The organism is Methylobacterium sp. Leaf399, from assembly GCF_001424525.1.
Taxonomy (GTDB): Bacteria; Pseudomonadota; Alphaproteobacteria; order Rhizobiales; family Beijerinckiaceae; genus Methylobacterium.
On the sequence record NZ_LMQK01000031.1, the window covers coordinates 33,864 to 56,783 of the forward strand.

Consider the following 22,920-nt stretch of genomic DNA (forward strand, 5'->3'; position numbering starts at 1 on the left):
CTAGGCTGCCCGTCGGAGCGCACAGGAACGTCCCCCATCCGTCGTGGTCACGAAGCCCAAGCGCGAGAGCGCCGCCAGTACCGCCCCGACCCGCTCCTCCAGGTGGCGCGCCTTTTGAAATCCCGAGGCGATGGCGGGGGCGTCGAGGGGACCCGCCGCCCCCATGAGGGCAGCGATGACCACGGCGGTCTGTGCCATGTCGTCGGCCGGGAAGCCGGGCTTGCCGGCGGTCCCGTCCGCGACCACCAGGTCGGCCTCGACCTGTTCCCCGGTCCCTTGGGCAGGGATGCCCAGGCGCGGCACTTGGAAACTCGGGCGCAGCCAGTGGATCATGCCCCGAACCTCGTCCGCCGCCCGCGCCTTGTTGAGGGCGACGAGGCGCGCGAGGATGTCGTCGTCCGTGAGGTTCGCCGGCCAGCCGTAAGCGTCCGTCACCGCGGCGTCGAAGTCGTCGTGAAGCTCGCGCAGGACCACGACCAGGGCAGCTTCCAGGATCGCCCGGTCCTCCTCATCGAGCGAGGCAACCATGGTGCCGGCCCGGAGCTTGGCCAAGACGTTGTAGGCGTCGGTCAGGCCCACCTCGGGGTGGAGGGTCCTCCGCTCCCTACGGTGGGCGTCTAACGCTTCCCCCGCCCGCCGGATGAGGTCGACTTGGGCGGAGGTAGTCAGGGGGAAGGGGGAGTGATCGAAGCAACGCGACTTCACGTAGACAGACTCGTTTCCGACCCCGAGCCAACCGCCGGCCCGTACTGCCGAGGTGACGTGGACGCGAGAGTGAGAGGAGACCAAGGTCGAGGGCATCGTCCGTTGCAACCGCTACCAGCTTGTTATCGGGCAGGATGCTCGCGTCCAGGAACTGGAACACGGGCGCAGAACCAGCTACTCGCGCACTGCTTCGGGCTTCCGATGGCAAACTAAAGCGTGAAAGCGGAACTGAAGAGGTCGTTCCGCGTCCCAGATCTGAGTTTGCGACACGCTCCACCCCTCCGGGCAGCCTGGAACGAAGCCTCCCATCAGTGTCGCCGGGAGCATTCGGCAATTATGTTTCCGATTAATCCCGAGTTTGCATTTCAGAATATCGGATTATACGGTGCCATGAAAACCATGTCGTCGGGACGGTAAGTCATGCGCCTCATCAATGGCGTCGAATTCATAGACCAGCGTGTTAATCGTGACATGCGCGGCGACCTACTGGCCTTCGAACACTTCAGCAACGTTCCGTTTCCGATGGAGCGGGTGTTCGTCATGAAGGTCTCGTCGTCGGAGGTGACCCGCGGCGGCCACGCGAATTCCTGCGACGAGCTGATCGTGGCCTTGACCGGGTCGGTGGAGATCCAGGTCGACAACGGCGACGAGCGGACCGCCATCGGCCTCGACGGCTACGACCGGGCCCTGTGGATCAAGCCGGGGATCCTGATCCACCTGCAGGACTTCCGTCCCGGCACGCTCCTCCTGGTGTGCGCCTCGGCCCGCTACGGCGAGACCCGCCACTACGACAGAGCCCAGCCGCATCTCTTCATGGCCGATTGCCTCGCATGATCCCGCAGGCGGCCCCGCCGCGCCGCATCGCCCGCTTCCGACCCGAGATCGACGCCTCGGTGTCGGCTGTCCTGAGCGGACCCGACTACATCCTCGGTGCGGCGGTGGACGCCTTCGAGACGGCTTTCGCGCGCTACTGCGGCCGTGGCCATGGCATCGGTGTCGCCTCGGGCACGGATGCCCTGGCGCTGACGCTGCGCGCTCTCGGCATCGGCCTGGGCGACGAGGTGATCCTGCCGGCCCTCACCTTCGCCGGGAGCGCACAGGCGATCCTGCAGTGCGGGGCTCTGCCCCGCTTCGTCGAGGTCGATGCCGCCAGCCGCTGCATCGATCCGGCCGCGGTGGCGGATGCGGTGACGGCCCGCACGACCGCGATCATGCCGGTGCACCTGTTCGGGTATCCGGCCGACATGCCCGCCCTCATGGCCATCGCCGGCCGGCACGGGCTGGCGGTGGTGGAGGATTGCGCCCAGTCGCACGGGGCCACCCTGGGGGGACGCCGTCTGGGCACCTTCGGGCACGCGGCGGCCTATTCGTTCTATCCCACCAAGAACCTCGGCTGCGTCGGGGACGGCGGCGCGGTGGTCACCGACGATGCGGCCCTGGCCGGCCGGTTGCGCTCGCTGCGCGCCTACGGCTTTTCGCCCGGCGGTCGGGTGAGCCAGACCCTCGGCTTCAACGCCCGGCTCGACGAGATCCAGGCGGCGATCTTGCTGGCGCTCCTGCCCCATTGCGATGCCGGCAACGCCGAGCGCCGGGCCATCGCGGCGCGCTACCGGGCGGGTCTGGCGGCCTGTCCGTCCATCGCCCTGCCGCCGGAGGCGGAGGGCTGCGTCCACCACCAGTTCGCCATCGCGCATCCCGACCGCGACCGGCTGAAGGAGCATCTGGCCGGCGCCGGCATCGGCACCGCCGTGCATTACGCGCCCGGCCTGCACCGGCACCCCGCCTTCGCCGAGGGCGCGGCCCACCCCCTGCCGATCACCGAGAGGCTGAGCGACACCCTCCTGAGCCTGCCGATCCAGCCCGAGGTGGCCCATGACGCCGCCGAGCGGATCGCTCAGGCGGTCCTGACCTTCGCCGAGGCGGGTCCGCGATGACTGGGATCCTGCTGTTCGGAACCGGCTCGCCGATCCTGGTCGACGTCGAGGAGAGCCTGCATCGCGCCGGCATCCCCATCGTCGCCGGCGTCCGCAACCGGCCGGGCGAGTGCCACCTGGGGGAGGGCGTGCGCGCCCTCGATGTCGCCGACCTCGACGAAACCCTGCGCGCCCTGGCGTTCGTGGTGCCGCTGTTCACCCCCGCCCACCGGCAGGCCGGGGCGCGGGAGGCGGGGGCGGCCGGGCTCGTCACGCCGTTCACGCTGGTCGATCCCACCGTCGCGACGCCCCGCCGGATCGACATCGGGCCGGGCACCTACGTCAATGCCGGCTGCTCGCTGGGCGCCCGTTCGGCGTTCGGCGCCCACGTCTTCATCAACCGCGGGGCCAGCATCGGCCATCACGCCCGCTTCGGGGAATTCGTCTCCATCGGCCCCGGCGTCGTCGTGTCCGGCCATGTCACCATCGGGCGCGGCGCGGTCGTGGGGGCGGGCGCCACGATCCTGCCCGAACTGACCATCGGCGAGAACGCCGTCGTGGGCGGCGGCGCGGTGGTGACCCGCGACGTGCCGCCGGGCGCCCTGGTTCTCGGCAACCCCGCCCGCATCGTCCGGCGGGACATCGGCGGCTACAAGGGACTGCCCGTCACGTGAAGCTCCCCGTTGTCCACCTCTACACCGTGTGCTGGGACGAGGCCGACATGCTCGGCTTCTTCTTCCGCCACTACGATCCCTTCGTCGATCGCTACGTCATCTACGACGACGGCTCCACCGACGGTTCGCGCGAGATCCTGGCGGCGCATCCGAAGGTGGAGCTGCGCAGCTTTGCCCGGGTCGAGGCCGAGTCCTTCGTCCTGTCGCACAAGGCCATGCAGGACGAGGCCTGGAAGGAGAGCCGCGGCCGGGCGGACTGGGTGATCGTCACCGCCATCGACGAGCATCTCCACCTGCGCGGGCGGGGCATGGCCGACTACCTCGCCGAGCAGCGGGAGCGCGGCGTCACCCTGATCCCGGCGCTCGGCTTCGACATGAACACCGAGGCGATGCCCGACGACGCCGGCCTGCTGGTGGAGCGCGTCACCCGCGGCCGGCCGCGCATCGCCTTCAATAAGCTCAGCGTGTTCGACCCCGGCGCCCTGCGCGAGACCGGCTTCGGGCCGGGACGTCACGCGGCCGAGCCCGTGGGCGCCCTCCACCTCCCCGCCCGCGACGAACTTATGCTCTGGCACTACAAGCACCTGGGCTTCGACCGGAACGCGACCCGGGAGGCGACCCAGGCCCTGCGTCTGGGCACTGTGGATCACGCCAACGGTTTCGCGCAGCAATACCTCTGGACGAAGGAGAAGCTGCGCAGGTTCTGGGACGAGATGGAGGCCGGTTCGGCCGATCTCGCGGTCGACGGCTTCGTCCCCGACGCCACCTGCATCCGGCCGCTGTGGTGGGAGGCCGCGGAGGGAGTCGCGCGGGTCGCGGCAGCGCCACTCCCGCCGGCCGTCCCGGCGACCCTGGGTGCCGCGCCCACGATCTCGGTCCTGATCAAGTCCTACAACCACGCGCCCTACGTGCGCCAGACCATCGAGAGCGTGCTCGACCAGTCGTTCCAGGACTTCGAGATCGTCGTGACCGACGACGGCTCAACCGACGGCACCCTGGCGATCCTCCAGGCCTTCGACGATCCCCGCATCCGCCTGGAGGCGCACCCGCACAACCTCGGCATCTCGGCGGCGATGAACGCCACCATCGCCCGCGCTCGCGGCCGCTATCTCGCGATCCTGAACTCCGACGACTGGGCCCTGCCCGGACGGCTCGCTCGGCAGGTCGCCTTCCTTGACGCGAACCCTCACGTCTCCCTGGTGTTCGGCCAGCCGCGGCCCGTCGGCGAGGACGGGCTGCCGACCGCGCCGTTCAACGATTTCACCGTGCCGTTGCGCTTTCCCGACTATTCGCGCCGAACCTGGCTGCGGCAGTTCTTCTTCGAAGGCAACTGCCTGTGTGCGCCCACCGCCATGATCCGGCGCGAGGCCTACGAGGCCGCCGGCGCCTACGATCCACGTCTCACCAACATGCAAGACTACGACATGTGGGTCCGCATGCTGATCGCGGGCCACGGCATCCATGTCCTTCCCGAGCCCCTGAGCGCATTCCGCATCCGCGACAACGACGCCAACACCAGCGCGCCGACGGTGCAGACGATGTTGCGGTCGCAGTACGAGATCGCTCCAATCCTCGGGCGGTTTGTCACCATCGACGACGACTTGTTCCGAGAGGTGTTCGGCGAAGAGGGCGGACCCGCCACCGACCCGGTCGCCCTGCGGGTCGCCGCGATCGCACAACGGCAGCCCCACACCTACATGCAGCGCTTTGCCCTCGACACCCTCCATGCCCATGCCCGGACGCCGGCCGACTTCGATCGCCTGCGTGCCTGGTCGGGCACCCTCGACGTGTTCAACCTGAGCGCCGTCAGGGACCTGCAGCGTGAGTTCCACCGGCTTGACCACACCGTGGCACAGCTCACGCAGGCAGGGATGGAGAAGGACCAAGCGATCACCCGCCTTGCGCAGGCCACCGCGGAGAAAGATCTCCGCTACGACCGTGAGGTCGCCGACCTGAACGCGGCGGTGGCGGACGCCGAGGGACGGGCCGCCGTCCTGGCCGAGACCGACGCGCGACGCGGGGACGACGTCGATAGCTTGGCGGTCCGCCTGCGGGAGGCGGATGCTGTCATGGGCGACCTGCGTACCCAATTGGAGGCGGCGCTGGCCTCGCGCCTGCGCATGCGCGAATCGCTGTCGTGGCGCTCCACCGCGTTCCTTCGCTGGATTGGGCGCACCCGGCGGGCGCTCTGGACCCGCTGACGACCGGCAGGCTTCTAGCCGGCCTGTATGGAACGCCAATAGTTAGGCTTTCAACCATAGCAGCTAAACCGTCTGGTGCATTTTGGGTATGCCCTTCCTGCACCAGCACGGCGGTGGTTCATTTTCCGAGCTTGGCCGTTTCATAATGAACTGGTAGACTGTGAACCAATCCAAGTGAACTCTCTGGCCTCCCGATGTTCGTCCGTGCCTACCTCCGCGCCTCCACCGACGACCAGGATGCCTCCCGGGCCCGGGCCGACCTCGAACGCTTCGCCACCGAGCGCGGCCTGACCATCGCCGCAACTTATGTCGAGAACGCTTCAGGCGCCTCGCTGGCCCGGCCCGAGCTTTTCCGCCTGCTCGGGGACGCGCACTCCGGTGATGTGCTTCTGGTCGAGCAGGTCGACCGCCTGTCGCGCCTCACCGCCGAGGATTGGGAGCGCCTGAAAGTCGACATGGCCGCCCGCCGTATCCGCGTCGTCGCCCTCGACCTGCCGACTTCGTGGACAATGGCGAGCACGGAAGCCGACCCGTTCACCGCGCGGATGTTCGACGCCATCAACGCCATGCTGCTCGACATGCTGGCGGCGGTCGCCCGCAAGGACTACGACGACCGCCGCCGCCGGCAGGCCCAGGGGCAGGCGAAGGCAAAAACGGCTGGCCTCTACCGGGGCCGGGCCGAGGACGTGAAGCGCAACGCCGGCATCACCGCCATGCTGCGGGACGGAGCGTCGTGGTCCTCGATCCAAGACCTGACCGGTTGCAGCCGCGCCACCGTCGCCAAGCTGGCGAAGCGCCTTCGGAACGCTCAATTGGCTGTCTGAGGCGTGCCATACCAGAACGCCATGGTTTCGGAATCCGTTAAGGATTCCGAAACCATCTTCCTCAACCGAGCCGTGTTGGCGCCACCGCACTCGCCGCCGGAACGGCTGCGGCGCTCACACCGGCGGCCCGATCCAGTGCTTCAAGCGAGATCCATCGAGGCCGACGCGCAGGCTGCCTCTGCCTCCGCGAGGATGGCCTCTACATCGATGACGTCCGGTCCCGGCAGGGGCCCCTGCGGGGGCGTGTAGGGTAGATCCGCGTCGAGGTCTTCGAGGTGCGGGAGAGCCTGACCCGGTGCCGCCCGGGCGAGCCCGAGGCCCCAGGCCAGGACCAGCACCGCGCGGACTTCGACATCAAGATGTAGTGCCATCCCCGCGACGGCCGGGGTCGCGCCGCCGGCCAGGAACCGCCGGGTCAAGGTCGTGGCGTCCTCCTGGCACCCGGCCGGGTCCGGCCGCAGCAGCAGGCCGGCACGATCGAGCTGGCCCCCGACCGCCCGGCGCTGGGCGGCCGTCGTGCGGACTAGGAACAGGTGGCGCAGGGCCGCCGCCTTTGCGGCTGGTTCGAGGTCGCGACGCGCCAGGATCCGGCCGCAGGGGTCCAGGGTCAGGCGGACGAAGGCGTCGGCGTGCGGGTCCCACCGGATTGCCTCCGTGCTCGGCGTCGGCGTCAGGCTCGCAGTCATATCGGTCCGCTCCTCCCGTCCAGGTCAGACGAGGGTGCCGAGCGAGTGTCGATGCCGCAAGGTGATACCGGTATCCACGATGCATGGAAGACCAGGCGCGCAGGTATCAGGTCAGCCTATTTCGACCGTGAGGCCCACCGGGTCTCAGTGTTACCTTGTCGAATCGATGTGAAAAAGGATGCTGTGCAGGAGAACCCTCGAAAGCCAGCAATGTCCGGTATGACCGGACAACTGGCCAAGGGGGCGTAACGCCCCCTGTGGAACCCCCGCCATGGCGACCGACGCGACCTTCCCGTCCCTCTGTGAAGTCGTCACCCTCAAGCTCCGCCCGGAGGAGCGCGCGACCTTGCGCGCGACCGCCGCCGGTCTCGGCGTCGGCCCTTCGTCCTACGCCGCGGATGCGGTGCGCCGGGCGCTTGGCACCGAACGGCGCCGGCCCCTGCCGCAGCCCCGCTCGGCCCGCACCGAGGCGGTCCGCGAGGCCACCGGAGCCCTCGGCCGGCTCGGCAACCTCATCAACCAGATCGCGCGGAGGACGAACCAGGGCCAACCCGTCCAGGCCGCGGAACTCGCCGCGATCCGCGCGGCGCTGGCCGCCATCGACGCCCGCCTCTGCACGGCGCTGGAGGCGTGATCATGCAGCACGTCCGCCACGGACGCACCGCACGCGACGCCAAGAACCTCGCGCGCCACCTCCTACGCCGGGACGGCAACGCCAGCGTCGAGGTTGTCCGCGTCGTCGGTCTCGCCGCCGCGGACCTGCCGGGGGCACTCGCCGCGATGCGCCGCCTCGCCCCACGCACCGCCGCGGCGGCCTTCCACCACATCAGCCTCGCCCCGTCAGGGACCTGCGCTGTCGCCGACCTGAGCGCCGACGCCGACCGGGCGATGCGCGAGATGGGCGCCGACCCCACGATCCACCCGCACGCCCTTATCGTCCATGGCAAGGCCTCGGTCGCCGGCCGAGCCCCCTGCCACGCCCACCTCGTCGTGGCCCACTGGGGGCTGGAGGGGCAGGCGCTCGATGACGCTTGGCTGCACCTGCGTCTGGAGCGGGTCGCCCGCGAGATCGAGCACGACCGCGGCGAGCCCCTGACCCCCGGCCGTCACGACCGGGCCCTGGTCAAGGCCCTGCGCGCCCGTGGGCGGGCCGAAGTCGCCGCCGCGCTGGAGGCGGCGGGCTCGGACGGTTCGCCGCGGTCGGCGACCACGCCCGGGGCGCGTCAGAGGCTACGCCGGGCCGGGGTGGACGACGTGGCGGCCCGCGCCGCGGTGAAGGCGGCGTGGGCGACCGCGACCGGGCCGGTAGCCCTCCGGGGCTCCCTCGCCGAGGCCGGCCTGTCCCTCGCCCCGGGCGAGAAGCCCGGCGTCTGGACCGTCCTCGCGGCCGGGGGCGCCGTGGTCGGCGCCCTCGACCGCATCGTGAAGCAGAAGCGGGCCGTCGTGGCCGCGCGCATGGAGGAATCCGATGACCGTACCGACCCCGGCACTCCCCTCGTCCCCGCCGCCGCCCTCCCAGGAAATCCTCAGCCGGACCCGGATCATCGACACGCGCACGGACCGGTTGATGGCGCTCCTCGACCTGCTGGAGGAGCGGGAGGGCCCGTCCCCCTTGGAGGCCCTGCGCGAGACGCTGGTGGAGATCCTGGTGGCCCAGCGAGCGGCGGGGGACCGGCTCGCCCGGATCGAGGGGGCCCTGCGCCTGCCGGCCCAGTCCCCGCGACCGGCCGCAGGGACCGGATCCGTGAAGTCGCCGCCGCGCACCGCCTCGCCCGCGGCCTGAACCCTGCCACGATCCAGGAGGAAGCCGCACGACGCTACCTCGCCGCGCGGCTCGCCGAGGTCGAGGCCATCTACAACCAGGCCCGCCGGGCGCGCGATGAGGCCCGGGCCCCCGTCCCGGAACCCGCTGCGGTGGCCGAGGCCCGGGCCCTTGAGGTGCGGGCGCGGGAGGAGGCGGGGCGGGTCCAGGCCGAGGCCGATGCGGCGGAAGCACGACGCGCGGCCCTGGCGGCCCTGACGCCGACCGGATGGCGCCGGGCGTGGTGGTGGGCCCGCGGCCGGCTCCAGCCGCATCGCGCCGCCTTGATCCAGGTCACCGGGGCCGCCCGCCATGCTCGGGACATGGCGATGGCGCACGCCCGGGTCGTCGCCGGGCGCGCATTCGGGATCGAGGTCGAGGTCGAGAAGGCGGCGCGCCGCCGCCCGGCCGAGGTGCAGCGGCGGCGCGATGCCGAGGCGAAGGCCGTCCGCACGATGGAGCAGGCCGCGATTGCCGCCGACTTCCTGCACGCCGACCCGGGCCGCGGGGCTCTGCTGGTCCCCGATCTGATGTGGCTCGCCGAGACGGAGCGCCGCCGTAGGAGGACCGAGGAGGCGGCTAGTGAGGCCTTGGAAGTAGCTAGTGCGCCCCGGTTAGGGCCCCGTTGACCCAGCCCAGGTCCGTGGTCCACATGGTGATACCGGATCGAACCGGGCGCCGCTCAACCCTATGGCTGCTCACGAATTTGGAACCTGGCTGGGAGTCCTGGCGCCCCAGCCAACCTACGGTTTCGGTCATGTTTTCAGGCCCTTATGTCCTGAATTATCGATCTGCCGTGACGAGATCCGAAATGATCGACAGGGTGCCACGGCCATGCATGTCGCCTGCCTGATTTTCCCTTCACATTGGCTCGATGGCGATCTGGTTGAGGCGAGCAAGGTCGAGGGCCTGCTGTTTCTATTGGAAACGGCGCTGGCCGATGCAGCCCTTGCCCTGACCATGTATGAGGACGGGAAGAGGCAATTGGCCATGCCCGATATGAAGGCTTGGCAGGCCGAAGCCGGTCGGAAACAAGAGTTGGCAGATGAGATCGCCGCAGTTCGGGGGATAACGTGGACCGACCGGGACGGAACGAATGGTGTTCGCGTTGAGGCAGAGATCATCCGTCTTCAAGAAGTAGTCGCGGCAGGAAATATGCCCAGGCAATACCAACGTAGAATTCCGTTTATTCATGCTAAAACGTTCATTTATTCATTAGAATCGGTGAGAAAAAATTTTATTACATTAAAGAAATATGATATTTCGAAATATTCTGCTAGTAAAGCGTTAGATTTGATCGATAAGGCTATTCCACATCTTGCCGGCGTTCGAAACTCTTCAGCGCATGCGGACGAGAGAATGGTATGGACAGGTAGCAAAAATAAATCGCTTGTTCCTTTCCCAATCGAAAGTCAGCATATTAACGCGGCAGACGGTGGTATGCTGGTGTTGGAAAGCCTGTTTGGCGATTGCTTTTCGTGCACGTTAGGTAGTGGCGAGTTTGGATCGGTAGAAATTAACTCAAAATCTTTAGTTGCGGTTCGGTCGATAATCCAAAATCTATTGGATAGCTTGCCTTGGAAGACGGATCATAGCGTTTCCAGAGTCAGTCCTTCGGCGTGAGGCTGATTTGACGTTCGGTGAAATGGCCTGCCCTCATTCGGTGCCCGGCTTCGAGTGTAGTGCGGTGTCGGTCGTATGATGATGGCAAGGTGAGCAAGTGGCGCTGAGTCGCTTGGTTTAATTGGCTAAATGACGACTTTTGCTGAAGGCGGCCGGCCCGGTCGGTAGGCTGATGGCGGCGAGTGTATCCATCGGCTCCACGTGTCGCGTCGCGGAGCTTGTCACCCTCAGCGGCATCCGGTGCCGACCACCCTGATCCCCCGCCATGGGCCGCGGGCGTCGTGCAACGTCAGCTGATCGGCGAGTAGACCGGACGACGGGGTAAGTCGGCGTCCTTATCGGGCCTGTCAAAGTCCAGGCACGCTGCGATGCGCTTAAGCCGCAGTTAACCAGCGTATCGATAGCTGTGACGTCACGCTGGGGCGAACGTCATGCTGTCAAACTTCACGATTCGCGCGCGCCTCATCGGTGCGCTGGTGATGCTGTTCGCCCTGACCTCCGGACTGGGTGCATTCTCCTACGTCCGGCTCCAGGCCCTGAGCGTCGCCACCGACGAGATCGGCGGCAACGCGCTGCCGTCGACGCGGATTTTGGGGCGCCTCGCCACGAACTTCGAGACGCTGCGAAGCCGGCAGCTCGCCTATTTCGTTTCCAGCGACGAGCGCCGTCCGCAGTCCCTCGTGCGGCTGCAGGCGAGCAAGGCCGATATCGCCAAGGACCTGGCCGATTACGCCCCCCTGGTCAGCAAGGGCGAAGAGGCTCTGTGGAAGGCCGTCGCCACGACCGTCCCGGCCTATGCCGCGCTGGGCGAGGAGTTCCTACAGCGTCTGCACGATGCCGACGTGAAGGGCGCGCGCGATCACCTGCTCGACGGCATGCTGCCGGCCCTCAACGCGGCCCGTGCCGCCTTGAAGGCCGAACTCGACTTCAACGGAACGTCCGCGAAGCAGGCCGCCGTCGCGGCCACCGCCCTCGGTGAGAGCGGTCGCTTCGGCATCGCCGTCGTCCTGGCCCTGGTCGCGGCGGTCACCGTGGCGATCGGCTGCATCGCCGTCACCACGATCTCGGTGCCCGTCCGGCGGATGGCCGGCGTGATGGAGACGGTGGCGCAGGGCGACACCACCGTCGACGTCCCGCATGCGGGCGAGCGCAGCGAGATCGGCGCGATGGCCAGCGCCGTCGCGGTCTTCAAGGACAATCTCGTCCGGGCCCGCCGCATCGAGGCCGAGACGGCCGATGCCCGTCTGGCCGCCGAGGAGCAGCGCAAGGCCGGCATGCGCCAGATGGCGGACGATTTCGAGACCGCGGTCGGCGGTGTCATCGGCATGGTGTCGGCCTCGGCCACCGAGTTGCAGGCAACCGCCCGGACGATGACCGCCACGGCGACGGAGACGGCGACGCAATCGATCAGCGTCGCCACCGCCGCCGAGGAGGCGGCCACCAACGTCAGCACCGTCGCGGCCGCGGCCGAAGAGCTCGGTTCGTCGGTCCAGGAGATCGGACGGCAGGTCGACGGCTCGGCCGAACTGGCGCGCAAGGCGGTGTTCGAGGCCGACCGCACCGGTGCGCTGGTCCAGGAGCTGAGCGGGGCCGCGGCCCGCATCGGAGACGTCGTCGGGCTCATCTCGTCCATTGCCAGCCAGACCAACCTCCTGGCGCTCAACGCCACCATCGAGGCGGCCCGCGCGGGCGAGGCGGGGCGGGGCTTCGCGGTGGTCGCCGCCGAGGTCAAGGACCTGGCCGGCCAGACGACCCGGGCGACGGAGGAGATCTCCAGCCAGATCGCCCGCATCCAGACCTCGACGGGTCAGGCGGTCACGGCCATCGGCGTCATCACCGATCGCATCCAGGAAATCTCCGGGGTCGCGACCTCGATCGCGGCCGCCGTCGAGGAGCAGGGCGCAGCGACGCAGGAGATCGTGCGCAACGTGGCGCAGGCGTCGAGCGGCACCGGCGACGTCACGGCCAATATCGCCAGCGTGGCGGGGGCCGCCGAGGAGACCGGCGCGGCCGCGACCCAGGTGCTGGGCGCGGCCTCCGAGCTGTCGCGCCAGTCCGAGCACCTGTCGGCCGAGGTCACGCGTTTCCTCGCGACGGTGCGCGCGGCCTGACCGCATCCCAGGCGTTGCGGGGCGAAGGTTGCGGGGCGAAGCCGGAAACGCTCACCCGCGTGAGGCGGGGGGCGAGCCGGCAGCGGCCGCCCGTGCCATGACGACGGCGTCCGATCCCGCCGGCTAGGTCCGGCCGGAGGTGGCTGCGGTTCTCGCCGCGATCCCGGTGAGGCGTCGGCGGGCGGGGCGCTCCTGCCCGCCCTCGCGCCCAAACGCGTCCTCCGGAGAAGGGCAGGGGTGTCCGGTCGAACCGTGGCTGTGGCGGTGCCGACACACCCCAAAAGCATCCCGACATCGCCTTGGGAGACGCCCTCATTCGCCGCGATCCCGCCATAAACCGGGACCACCTCAGCATCCGCGGTAAACGGCTTTTTCCCCAACGCGTTACCGCAGGATTTCGGGTCATTCGCCCAACGCGCCGAACCGGTCGCCCCATCGCCTCGCCGGCGGTGAGCGCGCCCGCATCCGCGAAGGGGACGATCCGGCGTCCATGCACAACGGACCGGGGCGCGGGACAGGCGATGGACGTGCGGACCACAGACAAGTCGAAACTTCCGAGCCGTCACGTCACGGAGGGGCCCGAGCGGGCGCCGCACCGCTCGTATCTCTACGCCATGGGCCTCACCAAGGAGCAGATCCACCAGCCGTTGGTCGGCGTGGCCTCCTGCTGGAACGAGGCGGCGCCCTGCAACATCTCGCTGATGCGCCAGGCGCAGGCGGTGAAGAAGGGCGTCTCGGCCGCCAACGGCACCCCGCGCGAGTTCTGCACCATCACCGTCACCGACGGCATCGCCATGGGCCACGCCGGCATGCGCGCCTCGCTGCCCTCGCGCGAGGTCATCGCCGATTCCGTCGAGCTGACCATGCGCGGCCATGCCTACGACGCCCTCGTGGGCCTGGCCGGCTGCGACAAGTCCCTGCCCGGCATGATGATGGCCATGGTGCGCCTCAACGTGCCGTCGATCTTCATCTACGGCGGCTCGATCCTGCCCGGCTCGTTCCGCGGCAAGCCGGTCACCGTGCAGGACCTGTTCGAGGCGGTGGGCAAGCACGCCGTCGGCGACATGAGCCTCGAAGACCTCGACGAGCTGGAGCAGGTCGCCTGTCCCTCGGCCGGGGCCTGCGGCGCCCAGTTCACCGCCAACACCATGGCCACGGTCTCCGAGGCGATCGGCCTGGCGCTGCCCTATTCGGCCGGCGCGCCCGCCCCCTACGAGATCCGCGACAGATTCTGCATGACCGCGGGCGAGAAGGTGATGGAGCTTATCGCCAAGAACATCCGCCCGCGCGACATCGTCACGCGCAAGTCCCTGGAGAACGCCGCGGCCGCCGTGGCCGCCTCGGGCGGCTCCACCAACGCGGCGCTGCACCTGCCGGCGATCGCGCACGAGTGCGGCATCAAGTTCGACCTGTTCGACGTCGCCGAGATCTTCAAGCGCACGCCCTACATCGCCGACCTGAAGCCGGGCGGGCGCTATGTCGCCAAGGACATGTTCGAGGTCGGCGGCATCCCGCTCCTCATGAAGACGCTGCTCGACCACGGCTTCATGCACGGCGACTGCCTGACCGTTACCGGCCGCACCATGGCCGAGAACATGGAGCACGTGGCCTGGAACCCGGACCAGGACGTGGTCCGCCCGGCCAACGCCCCCATCACCGTCACCGGTGGCGTCGTGGGCCTGCGCGGCAACCTCGCTCCCGAAGGCGCCATCGTGAAGGTCGCCGGCATGGGCCCCGACAAGCAGGTGTTCACCGGCCCGGCCCGGGTGTTCGACGGCGAGGAAGCCTGCTTCGAGGCGGTCCAGAAGCGCACCTACAAGGAGGGCGAGGTTCTCGTCATCCGCTACGAGGGCCCGAAGGGCGGCCCGGGCATGCGCGAGATGCTGTCGACCACCGCCGCCCTCTACGGCCAGGGCATGGGCGACAAGGTCGCGCTCATCACCGACGGACGCTTCTCGGGCGCCACCCGTGGCTTCTGCGTCGGCCACGTCGGGCCGGAAGCCGCCATCGGCGGGCCGATCGGCCTGATCCGCGACGGCGACGTCATCACGCTCGACGCGATCAAGGGCACCCTCGACGTCGCCCTGTCGGACGACGAGATGGCGGCGCGCCGGGCCGCCTGGACGCCGCGGACCAACTCCGCGACCTCGGGCTATCTCTGGAAGTACATGCAGACCGTCGGGCCTGCGGTGGACGGCGCGGTGACCCATCCGGGCGGCGCCGAGGAGATTCAAGCCTATGCGGATGTCTAGGACTGACCTCAGCCGGCCCGTGCGGCCGGCCGGGGCCGATCCCGGCCGGCCCGCGGTTTCCGCTCGGCTGCGCCTCGCCCTGGCGGCGGCCGCGGTCGTGGCCGGGACACTGCTGCCCGGCATCCCGCCGAGCCAGGCCCTCGATGCCGCCGCCCGCACGCCCGTGCCGGCCGGGAACTATCGCACCGCCCGCGAGGCCCTGCGCTCGGGCGTGCGCGACTACAACGCCGGCGACAAGGAGGGCGCGGCGCGCGCCCTCGAATACGCCGCCGGCCAGGGCCACGCCCTCGCGTTGTGGAAGCTCGGCCGCATGTACGCCGAGGGCGACGGCGTGCCCCACGACGACCTCAAGGCCTTCGAGTTCTTCTCCCGGATCGCCGACGACACCACCGACGACGGCCCCGACGCCCAGAACTCGGGCGTGGTGGCCAGCGCCTTCACGGCGCTCGGCGCCTATTTCCTCGACGGGATCAAGGGCACCTACGTGCGCCCCAACCCCGAGCGCGCCTACGACATGTTCAATTACGCGGCCTCGTACTTCGGCGACCCGAACGCGCAGTACAACCTCGCGCGGCTCTACCTCGATGGCACCGGCGTCGAATCCGATCCGCGCCAGGCCGCGCGCTGGTTCAACCTCGCTGCGGAGAAGGGGCATGCCCCGGCCCAGGCGCTGCTCGGCCAACTGCTCATCAACGGCCAGGGCGTGCCGGTCCAGCGCTCGCGCGGCCTGATGTGGCTGTCGCTCGCCCGTGAAGCCGCTCAGGGCCGCAAGGACGACTGGATCGTCGCCCTCTACGACAAGGCCTGGACCCAGGCCAGCGAGACCGACCGCGCCGAGGCGCAGACACAGGTGCAGACCCAGGTGACGGGATCGGCCAAGCGGCGGCGTTGAATGCAGGTCGTCGCTGAGCGCAGCCTTCCGGCCTTCCAGGACAAGCACCCACGGAGAGAATCCGCGTGGCGTGCCCTGTTTCATTGCGCGCTGAGCGACCACAGCGCCTGACCTCGGACCAGATCCGTACGATCAGCGACGCCTAGCCATTGGCGATGGCCCTGCTGATCAAGCCGTACCATCTGGAACACGACGCGGCCTGATCAGCGCGGGATACGAACCGCCAAGCGATGCCGCGGTCAGCCGCCGGTGGAGGCCGACACCGCCTTCACGAACGACGGCCGCTCCAGCGTCGCCGCCACATAGGCCGCGAGCTTGGGCCAGCGGCCCGCATCGACCTCCTCGCCGGCGAGCTTCAGGTTGTGGAAGCCGGTGACGATGGAGATGTCGGCGATCGAGAAGGCGTTGCCCACGAGGTAGGGGCCGTCGACCTGGGTCTCGAGGTAGTCGTAGAGCTTGGGCAGGTCCACGGTGAGGGCCTTGTCGATCGCCGCGTCGTCGCAGGGCTGGCCCATCATCTTGGGCTTCACCACTCGGTTGAAGAACGGCGTGATCAGCACGGGAAACAGCTCGGTGTCGCCGAACTTGTCGAACCAGATCGCGCGGCCGCGCGCCTTGGCCTCGGTGGGCAGCAAGGCCGGCGTCGGGTGGTTGGCCTCGATGTAGAACAGGATCGCGGAGGAATCGGCGAGCTTGAAGCCGCCGTCGTCGATCGCCGGGATCTTGCCCAGCGGGCTCGCCGACTGGAAGGCCGCGTCGGGGGAATGGAAGAAGCAGGGGTTGTGTTCGGCCTCGACACCCTTTTCGGCCAGGGCGACGAGGATCTTGCGGACGTAGGGAGACAGGCTGGTGCCGTAGAGGATCATGCGGAAGCGTTCCTGAGGTGGGTAGAAGCGACCGGGCCCGGGAGGGGCGCGGGGCGCGGCCGTCGCGCTCCATATGGGTCCGGGTTCAGCGATCGGCGAGGTCCACCGTCACCGGCACGTGGTCGGAGGGCTTCTCGAGGCCGCGCTGGGATTTATCCACGGATGCCGAGACCAGCCGGTCTGCGGCCCGGGGCGAGAGCAGCAGGTGGTCGATGCGGATGCCGGCGTTCCGTTGCCAGCAGCCAGCCTGGTAGTCCCAGAAGGTGTAGAGGCCGCTGCTCCCGTCGCAGGCACGCAGCGCCTCGGTGAACCCTTCCGCCAACAGCGCGCGGAACGCGGCGCGGGTCGGAGGCAGGAACAGCGCGTCGGCGACCCAGGCCTCGGGGTTGGCGGCATCCTCCGGCTCGGGAATGACGTTGTAGTCGCCCGCCAGAACCAGCGCCTCCTCGGCTTCCAGCAGCCGGCGGGCATGGGCGCGCAGGCGGCCCATGAAGGCGAGCTTGTAGTCGTACTTCGGTCCCGGCGCCGGGTTGCCGTTGGGGAGGTAGATCGAGGCCACCCGTACCGGCGCCAGATCCTCGCCGGAGATCAGCGCCTCGATGTAGCGGGCCTGCTCGTCGGCCTCGTCGCCCGGCAGGCCGCGGCGGATCTCGCTCACGGCCAGCGGCGCGCGCACCAGCAGCGCGACGCCGTTGTAGGCCTTTTGGCCCAGGGTCTCGACGGTATACCCCGCCGCCGCGATCTCGTCGCGCGGGAAGGCCACGTCCTGGCATTTCAGCTCCTGCAGGCAGACCACGTCGGGCTTGGCCTGCGTGAGGAAGGCCGTGAGATGCCCGACCCGCTGCTTGATCGAATTGACGTTCCAGGTGGCGATCCGCATGGGCTCTGATCTGGCTGGCGAGAGGAGGGGCGGCCCGTCATCGGGCCTTCGCAGGCCGCTGGCAAGGCGAGCCGTGGCCCTCGCGCCGCCGCAACCGGGAGCCGTGCCGTGACCGAGACCTGGTTCGCCCCCATCCGGGCCTATTGCGAGCGCGGCGATGCGTCGTTCTGGGCCGAGCCGCTCAATGCCGTCTCGAACGGGGCCTTCCTGCTCGCCGCCGGCGCTCTGGTCTGGCGCGAGCGGCGGGCGGCGGCCGCCGATCCGGCCGCCCTGGCCCTGGCCGGCCTGATCGCCGTCGTCGGCCTCGGCTCGTTCCTGTTCCACACCGTCGCGGTGCGCTGGTCGCTCTTTGCCGACGTCGTCCCGATCGCGCTGTTCATCTACGCCTACTTCCTGCTGGCGATGCGCCGCTTCCTCGGGCTGGGAAGCGCGACGGCCATCCTCGTCACGCTGTCGTTCGCCGGCTTCAACATCGGCCTGGAGCCGGCTCTCGACGCGATCGCCGGGCCTTCGCTCGGTCTGCGGACGAACGGCTCACTGTCCTACCTGCCGGCGGTGCTCGCCCTGGTGGGCGTCGCCGCGGCCCTGCGCCTGACGAAAGGACAAGAAGCGGCGGCGCGACGGTCCTCTTCGGCGCTCATCGGCCTCGCGGCGCTGTTCGCCCTCTCGCTCACCCTGCGCACCCTCGATACGGCGCTCTGCCCGAGCTTGCCGATGGGCACGCATTTCCTCTGGCATCTCCTCAACGCCGGGGTGCTCTACGGCCTCGTGGCGACGGCCTCGCGCCATCGCGCCCGCTGACGGCGGTCTCGGACCACGTCGGTCTCGGACGACGACGGTCGTCGGGTCAGACCGCCGTGCCGACGAGGCGGCCGATACCCGCCGTGACCGCCATGGCGAGGGCGCCCCAGAACGCCACGCGCAGGGTTGCGCGCAGAACCCCGGCCCCGCCCGCCCTGGCGCCGAGTGCTCCGAGCCCGGCCAGGAACACCAGCGACGCGCCCGAGACCAGGTAGACGACGAGGTGGGCCGGAGACGCCCAGGCGACCGCGAGCGGCAGGGCCGCGCCGGCCGAGAACGTTGCGGCCGAGGTCAGCGCCGCCTGGATCGGCCGGGCGGTGGTGAATTCGGAGATGCCGAGTTCGTCGCGGGCGTGGGCGCCCAGCGCGTCCTTGGCCATCAGCTGGTCGGCCACCCGCCGGGCGAGGTCGTGGTCGAGGCCGCGCGCCACGTAGATCCCCGCCAGCTCCTCGCGTTCGGCGGCAGGATCCTGCAGCAGTTCGGCGCGTTCGCGGGCCAGGTCCGCCCGCTCGGTATCCGCCTGCGAACTGACGGAGACGTATTCGCCGGCCGCCATCGACATGGCACCGGCCACGAGCCCGGCGCAGCCCGCCACCAGGATCTCGCTCGATGCCGCCGCCGAGGCGGCGACGCCGACGATCAGGCTCGCCGTCGACACGAGGCCGTCGTTGGCGCCGAGCACGGCCGCTCGGAGCCAACCGATCCGGTCGATGAGGTGGCTTTCGCCATGGGAACCGGCAGGCGGCATCGTTGATCCCTGACGAACGTCGCGCCGGGAGCGACGCGCCAGCGGCCTGCCCGATCGTGTCTCAGGCGGCAGAGGTTGCGGTCTCTCCCGACGCCGGAGTGTGGGTTCCCCGCGGCCTCAGCCGCGCCGCCGGATCGGGGAGGGCACCGGATCGCGGTGCTGGAGCAGATATTCTAGGCGTTCGTTCCAGGGCCGCCGCTGCTCGGCGGGAAGCGTGTCGAGATCACGCTTCGTCGACAGGAGGTCGAGGATCATCAGGACGATCCAGGGTCCGCCGATCCCGAGGAAGAATGCCATCCGCCCACCTCCATGCGCGACCTTGAGTGTCGCCTCGCGGCACTATGGCATGGGGTCTTTCGGCCGGAAAGCGTCCTGTCGTCTCATCGCTCGCGCCGCCACAGACCGGCCCGCTCGGAGCGGGCCTGCTCCTCCGCGGCGAGGAGGTCGGCCGGCGCATCCTCGCCCGCCCGTCCGCCGCCCGCCGCCAGGATCAGCGAGGCGAGGTCGTCGCCGTCGATCTGGCAGCGGACCGTGCCGGGCGTCCCCGCCGCCGGCTCGGGAGGAGCGGCGCAGGTGACCTCGCGGCGACGCAGGTAGCGGGCGAGCTGGCGGGCGAGGGCGCCGCCCTCGCCCTCGACGCCCAGGAGCCGCACGACGCGGCCGCGGAAGGCCAGCGTGCCGGTGTCGATCACCTCGGGCACGCCGCGCAGGTCGGCGCTCGCCGGCGTCGACGGCGGGGCGGCGGCGGGAGCCGGCTGCGCCCGGGCGGCGGAGGGGCGCTTGCGGGCCTTGGCCATCTGCGCGGAGGCCCGCTCGACGAAGTCGCGGAAGATGGCGGCCGGCAGGTCGCCGCCGCTGACCTTGTTCATCGACGTGTTGTCGTCGTTGCCGACCCAGACTCCCACCACGAGGTCCGGGGTGAGCCCGACGAACCAGGCATCGCGGTAGTCCTGGGTCGTGCCGGTCTTGCCGCCGACGGGAATGTTGGCGACGCGGGCCGCCTTGCCGGTGCCCCCGTCGACCACCGCCTGGAGCGAATCGAGCATCATCGTCCGGCTCTCGCCGGGCAGTGGCACGCCGGCCTTCGGCTCGGGCCGCAGGTAGAGCGGCTGGGGGGTGCCGCCGCGGATCGCGTGGACCCCGAAGCTCTCGAGCCCGGTGCGGTTGGCGAGCACGCCGGTGTAGGCGCGGGTCATCTCCAGAAGCGTCACCTCGGCCGAGCCGAGGGCGAGGCTCGGCAGGTTGGGCAGGTCGGATTGGACGCCGAGCTGGCGGGCGGTCTCGATCACCGCCGGGATGCCGACCTCGTCGGCGATCTGGGCGGCGATGGTGTTGATGGAGAGGGCGAAGGCGCTGCGCAGCGGCACCGCCCCGCGAAAACGGTTGTTGGAGTTCTGCGGCTCCCATTCGCCGATCTGGATCGGCCGATCCACCAGCACGGTTTCCGGCGTGTAGCCCTTCTCGTAGGCGGTGAGGTAGACGAACAGCTTGAACAGCGATCCCGGCTGGCGCTTGGCCTGCGTCGCCCGGTTGAACTGACTCTCCTCGTAGTCGCGGCCGCCGACCATGGCGAGGATGGCGCCGTCCTTCGACATCACCACCATCGCCGCCTGGGAGGCCTTCTTCTTGACCCCCTCCGCATCGAGGCGGCGGGCGACGATGCCCTCGGCCAGGCTCTGCAGGTCGAGGTTCAGGGTGGTGCGCACCGTGACGTCGCCGGTGGTGTCGGCGAGGCGCTTGGCATCGGCGGCCACCACGTCGAGAAAGAAGTTGGTGCCCGGCGGCGTCTCGGGCGGCGTGCGCAGGGTGATGGTCTCGGCCCGCGCCTTGTCGGCCTCCGCCGTGGTGATGGCGCCGGTCTCGACCATGGTCTGGAGGACGACGTCGGCGCGCTCCTTGGCGCCGCCGAAGTTGCGGGTCGGCGAGAGCTGCGAGGGCGCGCGCACGAGGCCGGCGAGCATCGCCGATTCCGGCAGGGTCAGGGTCTTGGCCGGCTTGCCGAAGTAGCGCCGTGCCGCCGCATCGACGCCGTAGGCGCCGGCACCGAAATAGGCGGTGTTGAGGTAGCCGAGCAGGATCTCCTGCTTGGTCATCTGGCTCTCGGCGCGCAGGGCCAGGATGGCCTCCTGTAGCTTGCGCCGCAGGGTCTTCTCCTGCGTCAGCGAGGTCAGGCGGACGTACTGCTGGGTGATGGTGGAGGCGCCCTCGCGCACGCCGCCGCTCGACAGGTTGCGCCAGATCGCCCGGGCGAGGCCGCGCGGGTCCACCCCCCAGTGCGAATAGAACCGCCTGTCCTCGATCGCGATGATCGCCTGGGCGAGGTGGGGCGGCAGGTCGGCGGCCACCAGCTTCTGGCCCTGGAACACGCCGCGCGTGGCGAAGACCCGGCCGTCGTCGGCCTCCACCGTGATCGCCCGGCGCTCGTTCTCCGTCACGACGCCGCCCAGCGGCGGCAGCGTCGCCAGGATCCACAGGAGGTAGCCGGCGATCGCGAAGGCCGTGACGGCGCAGGCCATCCCGACGGCGAAGGGTACCTGCCGGCGGCGGCCCGTGGCGGGAGGTGGCGCGGACCCGGTGCCCGATCGTGGCGTCGGCACGTCCGCCGGGGCCGGCTTGGTGCGCAGCCGCGCGGCCAGGGTGGCGCCTGCCGCCGCGCCGCCGGCCGCCAGGCGGCCCATCACGCTGCGCCCGCGCCGGCCGCCTGAGCGCGCCGCGCCGGCGGCGAGGATGCCGAGCTGACGGGCGAGGACGCGTGCGGCCGCCACCGCTTCCCCGGCCGCCGCCCGTGGATCGGGCTCCGTGGCGCCCGGCTGCGTCGCGGCAGGCGAGGGCGTCGTGCGCGAAGCTTCGGTACGCGAAGACTCAGTACGCGAAGCCTCGATGCGCGAAGGCTCGGCCGGGGCCGATGCCGCCATGGCCGCCATGTCGGGCGCGGATTTCGGCTCGGGGCCGGGGGCCTGCCTGGCGGAGGCGGGCGTGTCCTGGACCGTCGTCGGACCCTTGCGGTCGGCGTCGTCGGGCGGGGTCGAGGTCATCCGGTTCGTGTGTCCTGACCGCTTGATGTACCCCGGCCGACCGGGGAAGGGGACGATGGCGACCGTGAAGTCACGGTCGTGGCGCGGCAGTCTTAGCCGCCCGGCGCCGGGCGAGGCTAGGCCGTGGAGGACGCCGGGACAGGTTTTCGCGTCGGACGCCGATGCCGTGGTGCCGCGTGCATCTTCGGTGTCGTCTTGACCGCGATCCGCAAACCCCGCTTGTTCGCGGCCGAGTCCTGCCCCAACAATCGGGAACCACCGCCATGACCGCTTCGGACACGCCCCTCAAGACGCTGCGCGATGTCTCCGGCCTCAGTCCCGCGCCGGCCACCCTGTCCGGCTCCGCCCTCGTGATGATCGACCTGCAGAACACCTATCGCGAGGGCGTGATGCGGTTGGAGGGCGTCGAGCCCGCGTTGCTGGAGGCCCAAAGCCTGCTCGCCCGCGCCCGCGCCGCCGGCATTCCCGTGTTCCACGTCCAGCACGATGCCGGGCCGGGCTCGCCCTACGACGTCACCGCGCCGATCGGCGCGATCAGCCCCGAGGTCGCACCGCAGGGCGACGAGCCGGTGATCGTGAAGACTTTTCCGAACGCCTTCGTCGGCACCGACCTCCAGGCGCAGCTGGAGGCGGCGGGCGTCAAATCGGTGATCCTGGCCGGGTTCATGACGCACATGTGCATCAACTCGACGGCGCGCGGCGCCTTCAACCTCGGGTTCAGCCCGACCGTGGTCGCCTCCGCCACCGCCACCCGCGCCCTTCCCGGGCTCGACGGCGGCATCGTGCCAGCCGCGGCCCTGCAGGCGGCGAGCCTGGCGACCCTGGGCGACCTATTCGCCGTCATCGCCCCGACGGTGGCCGAGATCGGCGCCTGACGTTTCACGGGAACGGGTGACCGGACCCGGCGG

20 protein-coding genes are annotated in these 22,920 nt (G+C 70.0%); 13 read left to right on the forward strand and 7 right to left on the reverse strand.

The features are described 5' to 3' along the window. Positions 1-579 carry a hypothetical protein gene (locus ASG40_RS15185; protein ID WP_156387756.1) on the reverse strand — a complete coding sequence of 193 codons (579 nt, stop codon included), beginning with the start codon at positions 577-579 and terminating at the stop codon, positions 1-3. Positions 580-1,125: 546 nt separating this feature from the next. On the opposite strand from ASG40_RS15185, the gene ASG40_RS15190 reads away from it, so the two are divergent. The 5 genes from ASG40_RS15190 (at position 1,126) to ASG40_RS15210 (ending at position 6,317) form a co-directional block, all read left to right on the forward strand. Beyond that, the gene (locus ASG40_RS15190) at positions 1,126-1,539 is read left to right on the forward strand and encodes a sugar 3,4-ketoisomerase (protein ID WP_082524101.1); all 414 of its coding nucleotides are present in this window, start codon (positions 1,126-1,128) and stop codon (positions 1,537-1,539) included. Further along, positions 1,536-2,639, forward strand: a complete 1,104-nt coding sequence (locus ASG40_RS15195; protein WP_055887559.1) for a DegT/DnrJ/EryC1/StrS family aminotransferase — start codon at positions 1,536-1,538, stop codon at positions 2,637-2,639. The genes ASG40_RS15190 and ASG40_RS15195 overlap by 4 nt, the downstream gene beginning before the upstream one ends. Continuing rightward, a complete protein-coding gene (locus tag ASG40_RS15200) occupies positions 2,636-3,292 on the forward strand; it encodes an acetyltransferase (protein WP_055887562.1) in 657 nt (218 codons plus the stop codon). Before ASG40_RS15195 ends, ASG40_RS15200 begins: the two co-directional genes overlap by 4 nt. Then, positions 3,289-5,493 carry a glycosyltransferase family 2 protein gene (locus ASG40_RS15205; RefSeq protein ID WP_055887564.1) on the forward strand — a complete coding sequence of 735 codons (2,205 nt, stop codon included), beginning with the start codon at positions 3,289-3,291 and terminating at the stop codon, positions 5,491-5,493. Before ASG40_RS15200 ends, ASG40_RS15205 begins: the two co-directional genes overlap by 4 nt. Positions 5,494-5,687: 194 nt before the next feature. After that, positions 5,688-6,317 carry a recombinase family protein gene (locus ASG40_RS15210; RefSeq protein ID WP_055887567.1) on the forward strand — a complete coding sequence of 210 codons (630 nt, stop codon included), beginning with the start codon at positions 5,688-5,690 and terminating at the stop codon, positions 6,315-6,317. 140 nt (positions 6,318-6,457) lie between these two features. On the opposite strand, the gene ASG40_RS15215 is transcribed toward ASG40_RS15210, so the two are convergent. After that, positions 6,458-7,003, reverse strand: coding sequence for a hypothetical protein (locus ASG40_RS15215; RefSeq protein WP_055887569.1), 546 nt, complete (start codon positions 7,001-7,003; stop codon positions 6,458-6,460). Between the two features lie 271 nt (positions 7,004-7,274). Between ASG40_RS15215 and ASG40_RS15220 the strand changes: the two genes are divergently transcribed. The 6 genes from ASG40_RS15220 to ASG40_RS15240 all read left to right on the forward strand — a co-directional run bounded on the left by ASG40_RS15220 (position 7,275) and on the right by ASG40_RS15240 (position 15,682). Further along, a complete protein-coding gene (locus ASG40_RS15220; RefSeq protein ID WP_055887572.1) occupies positions 7,275-7,637 on the forward strand; it encodes a plasmid mobilization protein in 363 nt (120 codons plus the stop codon). Positions 7,638-7,639: 2 nt separating this feature from the next. Continuing rightward, positions 7,640-9,433, forward strand: coding sequence for a hypothetical protein (locus ASG40_RS15225; RefSeq protein WP_055887574.1), 1,794 nt, complete (start codon positions 7,640-7,642; stop codon positions 9,431-9,433). A 61-nt stretch (positions 9,434-9,494) separates the two neighbouring features. After that, positions 9,495-10,427: a hypothetical protein gene (locus tag ASG40_RS21305; protein WP_156387757.1), complete on the forward strand. Its 933-nt coding sequence runs from the start codon at positions 9,495-9,497 to the stop codon at positions 10,425-10,427. A gap of 431 nt (positions 10,428-10,858) precedes the next feature. Further along, a complete protein-coding gene (locus ASG40_RS15230) occupies positions 10,859-12,538 on the forward strand; it encodes a methyl-accepting chemotaxis protein (protein ID WP_055887577.1) in 1,680 nt (559 codons plus the stop codon). Positions 12,539-13,059: 521 nt separating this feature from the next. After that, on the forward strand, positions 13,060-14,790 hold the full coding sequence (ilvD, locus tag ASG40_RS15235) for a dihydroxy-acid dehydratase (RefSeq protein ID WP_055887580.1): 1,731 nt from the start codon (positions 13,060-13,062) through the stop codon (positions 14,788-14,790). Next, a complete protein-coding gene (locus ASG40_RS15240; RefSeq protein ID WP_055887584.1) occupies positions 14,777-15,682 on the forward strand; it encodes a tetratricopeptide repeat protein in 906 nt (301 codons plus the stop codon). Before ilvD ends, ASG40_RS15240 begins: the two co-directional genes overlap by 14 nt. A gap of 239 nt (positions 15,683-15,921) precedes the next feature. Here the strand turns inward: ASG40_RS15240 and ASG40_RS15245 are convergent, their stop codons facing one another. Together ASG40_RS15245 and xth are read right to left on the reverse strand one after the other, a co-directional pair. After that, positions 15,922-16,548 carry a glutathione S-transferase family protein gene (locus ASG40_RS15245; protein WP_055887586.1) on the reverse strand — a complete coding sequence of 209 codons (627 nt, stop codon included), beginning with the start codon at positions 16,546-16,548 and terminating at the stop codon, positions 15,922-15,924. A gap of 85 nt (positions 16,549-16,633) precedes the next feature. After that, a complete protein-coding gene (gene xth, locus ASG40_RS15250) occupies positions 16,634-17,428 on the reverse strand; it encodes an exodeoxyribonuclease III (RefSeq protein ID WP_055887589.1) in 795 nt (264 codons plus the stop codon). A gap of 108 nt (positions 17,429-17,536) precedes the next feature. On the opposite strand from xth, the gene ASG40_RS15255 reads away from it, so the two are divergent. After that, positions 17,537-18,229, forward strand: a complete 693-nt coding sequence (locus tag ASG40_RS15255; protein WP_055887593.1) for a ceramidase domain-containing protein — start codon at positions 17,537-17,539, stop codon at positions 18,227-18,229. A 46-nt stretch (positions 18,230-18,275) separates the two neighbouring features. On the opposite strand, the gene ASG40_RS15260 is transcribed toward ASG40_RS15255, so the two are convergent. The 3 genes from ASG40_RS15260 to ASG40_RS15270 all read right to left on the reverse strand — a co-directional run bounded on the left by ASG40_RS15260 (position 18,276) and on the right by ASG40_RS15270 (position 22,012). Further along, positions 18,276-18,977: a VIT1/CCC1 transporter family protein gene (locus ASG40_RS15260; protein ID WP_055887596.1), complete on the reverse strand. Its 702-nt coding sequence runs from the start codon at positions 18,975-18,977 to the stop codon at positions 18,276-18,278. A gap of 117 nt (positions 18,978-19,094) precedes the next feature. After that, a complete protein-coding gene (locus tag ASG40_RS15265; RefSeq protein ID WP_055887606.1) occupies positions 19,095-19,274 on the reverse strand; it encodes a hypothetical protein in 180 nt (59 codons plus the stop codon). Positions 19,275-19,357: 83 nt separating this feature from the next. Then, positions 19,358-22,012: a PBP1A family penicillin-binding protein gene (locus ASG40_RS15270; RefSeq protein ID WP_244480634.1), complete on the reverse strand. Its 2,655-nt coding sequence runs from the start codon at positions 22,010-22,012 to the stop codon at positions 19,358-19,360. A gap of 263 nt (positions 22,013-22,275) precedes the next feature. Between ASG40_RS15270 and ASG40_RS15275 the strand changes: the two genes are divergently transcribed. Continuing rightward, complete coding sequence (locus ASG40_RS15275; RefSeq protein WP_055887609.1) at positions 22,276-22,887, forward strand: cysteine hydrolase family protein; 612 nt, start codon at positions 22,276-22,278, stop codon at positions 22,885-22,887. Positions 22,888-22,920 lie beyond the last annotated feature (33 nt).

Coding starts and splice junctions, on each gene's coding strand:
- ASG40_RS15225 (WP_055887574.1), top strand. CDS start 7,640: ATGCAGCACGTCCGCCACGGACGCACCGCACGCGACGCCAAGAACCTC.
- ASG40_RS15220 (WP_055887572.1), top strand. CDS start 7,275: ATGGCGACCGACGCGACCTTCCCGTCCCTCTGTGAAGTCGTCACCCTC.
- ASG40_RS15245 (WP_055887586.1), bottom strand. CDS start 16,548: ATGATCCTCTACGGCACCAGCCTGTCTCCCTACGTCCGCAAGATCCTC.
- ilvD (WP_055887580.1), top strand. CDS start 13,060: ATGGACGTGCGGACCACAGACAAGTCGAAACTTCCGAGCCGTCACGTC.
- ASG40_RS15230 (WP_055887577.1), top strand. CDS start 10,859: ATGCTGTCAAACTTCACGATTCGCGCGCGCCTCATCGGTGCGCTGGTG.
- ASG40_RS15275 (WP_055887609.1), top strand. CDS start 22,276: ATGACCGCTTCGGACACGCCCCTCAAGACGCTGCGCGATGTCTCCGGC.
- ASG40_RS21305 (WP_156387757.1), top strand. CDS start 9,495: ATGGCTGCTCACGAATTTGGAACCTGGCTGGGAGTCCTGGCGCCCCAG.
- ASG40_RS15265 (WP_055887606.1), bottom strand. CDS start 19,274: ATGGCATTCTTCCTCGGGATCGGCGGACCCTGGATCGTCCTGATGATC.
- ASG40_RS15270 (WP_244480634.1), bottom strand. CDS start 22,012: ATGACCTCGACCCCGCCCGACGACGCCGACCGCAAGGGTCCGACGACG.
- ASG40_RS15195 (WP_055887559.1), top strand. CDS start 1,536: ATGATCCCGCAGGCGGCCCCGCCGCGCCGCATCGCCCGCTTCCGACCC.
- ASG40_RS15215 (WP_055887569.1), bottom strand. CDS start 7,003: ATGACTGCGAGCCTGACGCCGACGCCGAGCACGGAGGCAATCCGGTGG.
- ASG40_RS15260 (WP_055887596.1), bottom strand. CDS start 18,977: ATGCCGCCTGCCGGTTCCCATGGCGAAAGCCACCTCATCGACCGGATC.
- ASG40_RS15240 (WP_055887584.1), top strand. CDS start 14,777: ATGCGGATGTCTAGGACTGACCTCAGCCGGCCCGTGCGGCCGGCCGGG.
- xth (WP_055887589.1), bottom strand. CDS start 17,428: ATGCGGATCGCCACCTGGAACGTCAATTCGATCAAGCAGCGGGTCGGG.
- ASG40_RS15210 (WP_055887567.1), top strand. CDS start 5,688: ATGTTCGTCCGTGCCTACCTCCGCGCCTCCACCGACGACCAGGATGCC.
- ASG40_RS15190 (WP_082524101.1), top strand. CDS start 1,126: ATGCGCCTCATCAATGGCGTCGAATTCATAGACCAGCGTGTTAATCGT.
- ASG40_RS15200 (WP_055887562.1), top strand. CDS start 2,636: ATGACTGGGATCCTGCTGTTCGGAACCGGCTCGCCGATCCTGGTCGAC.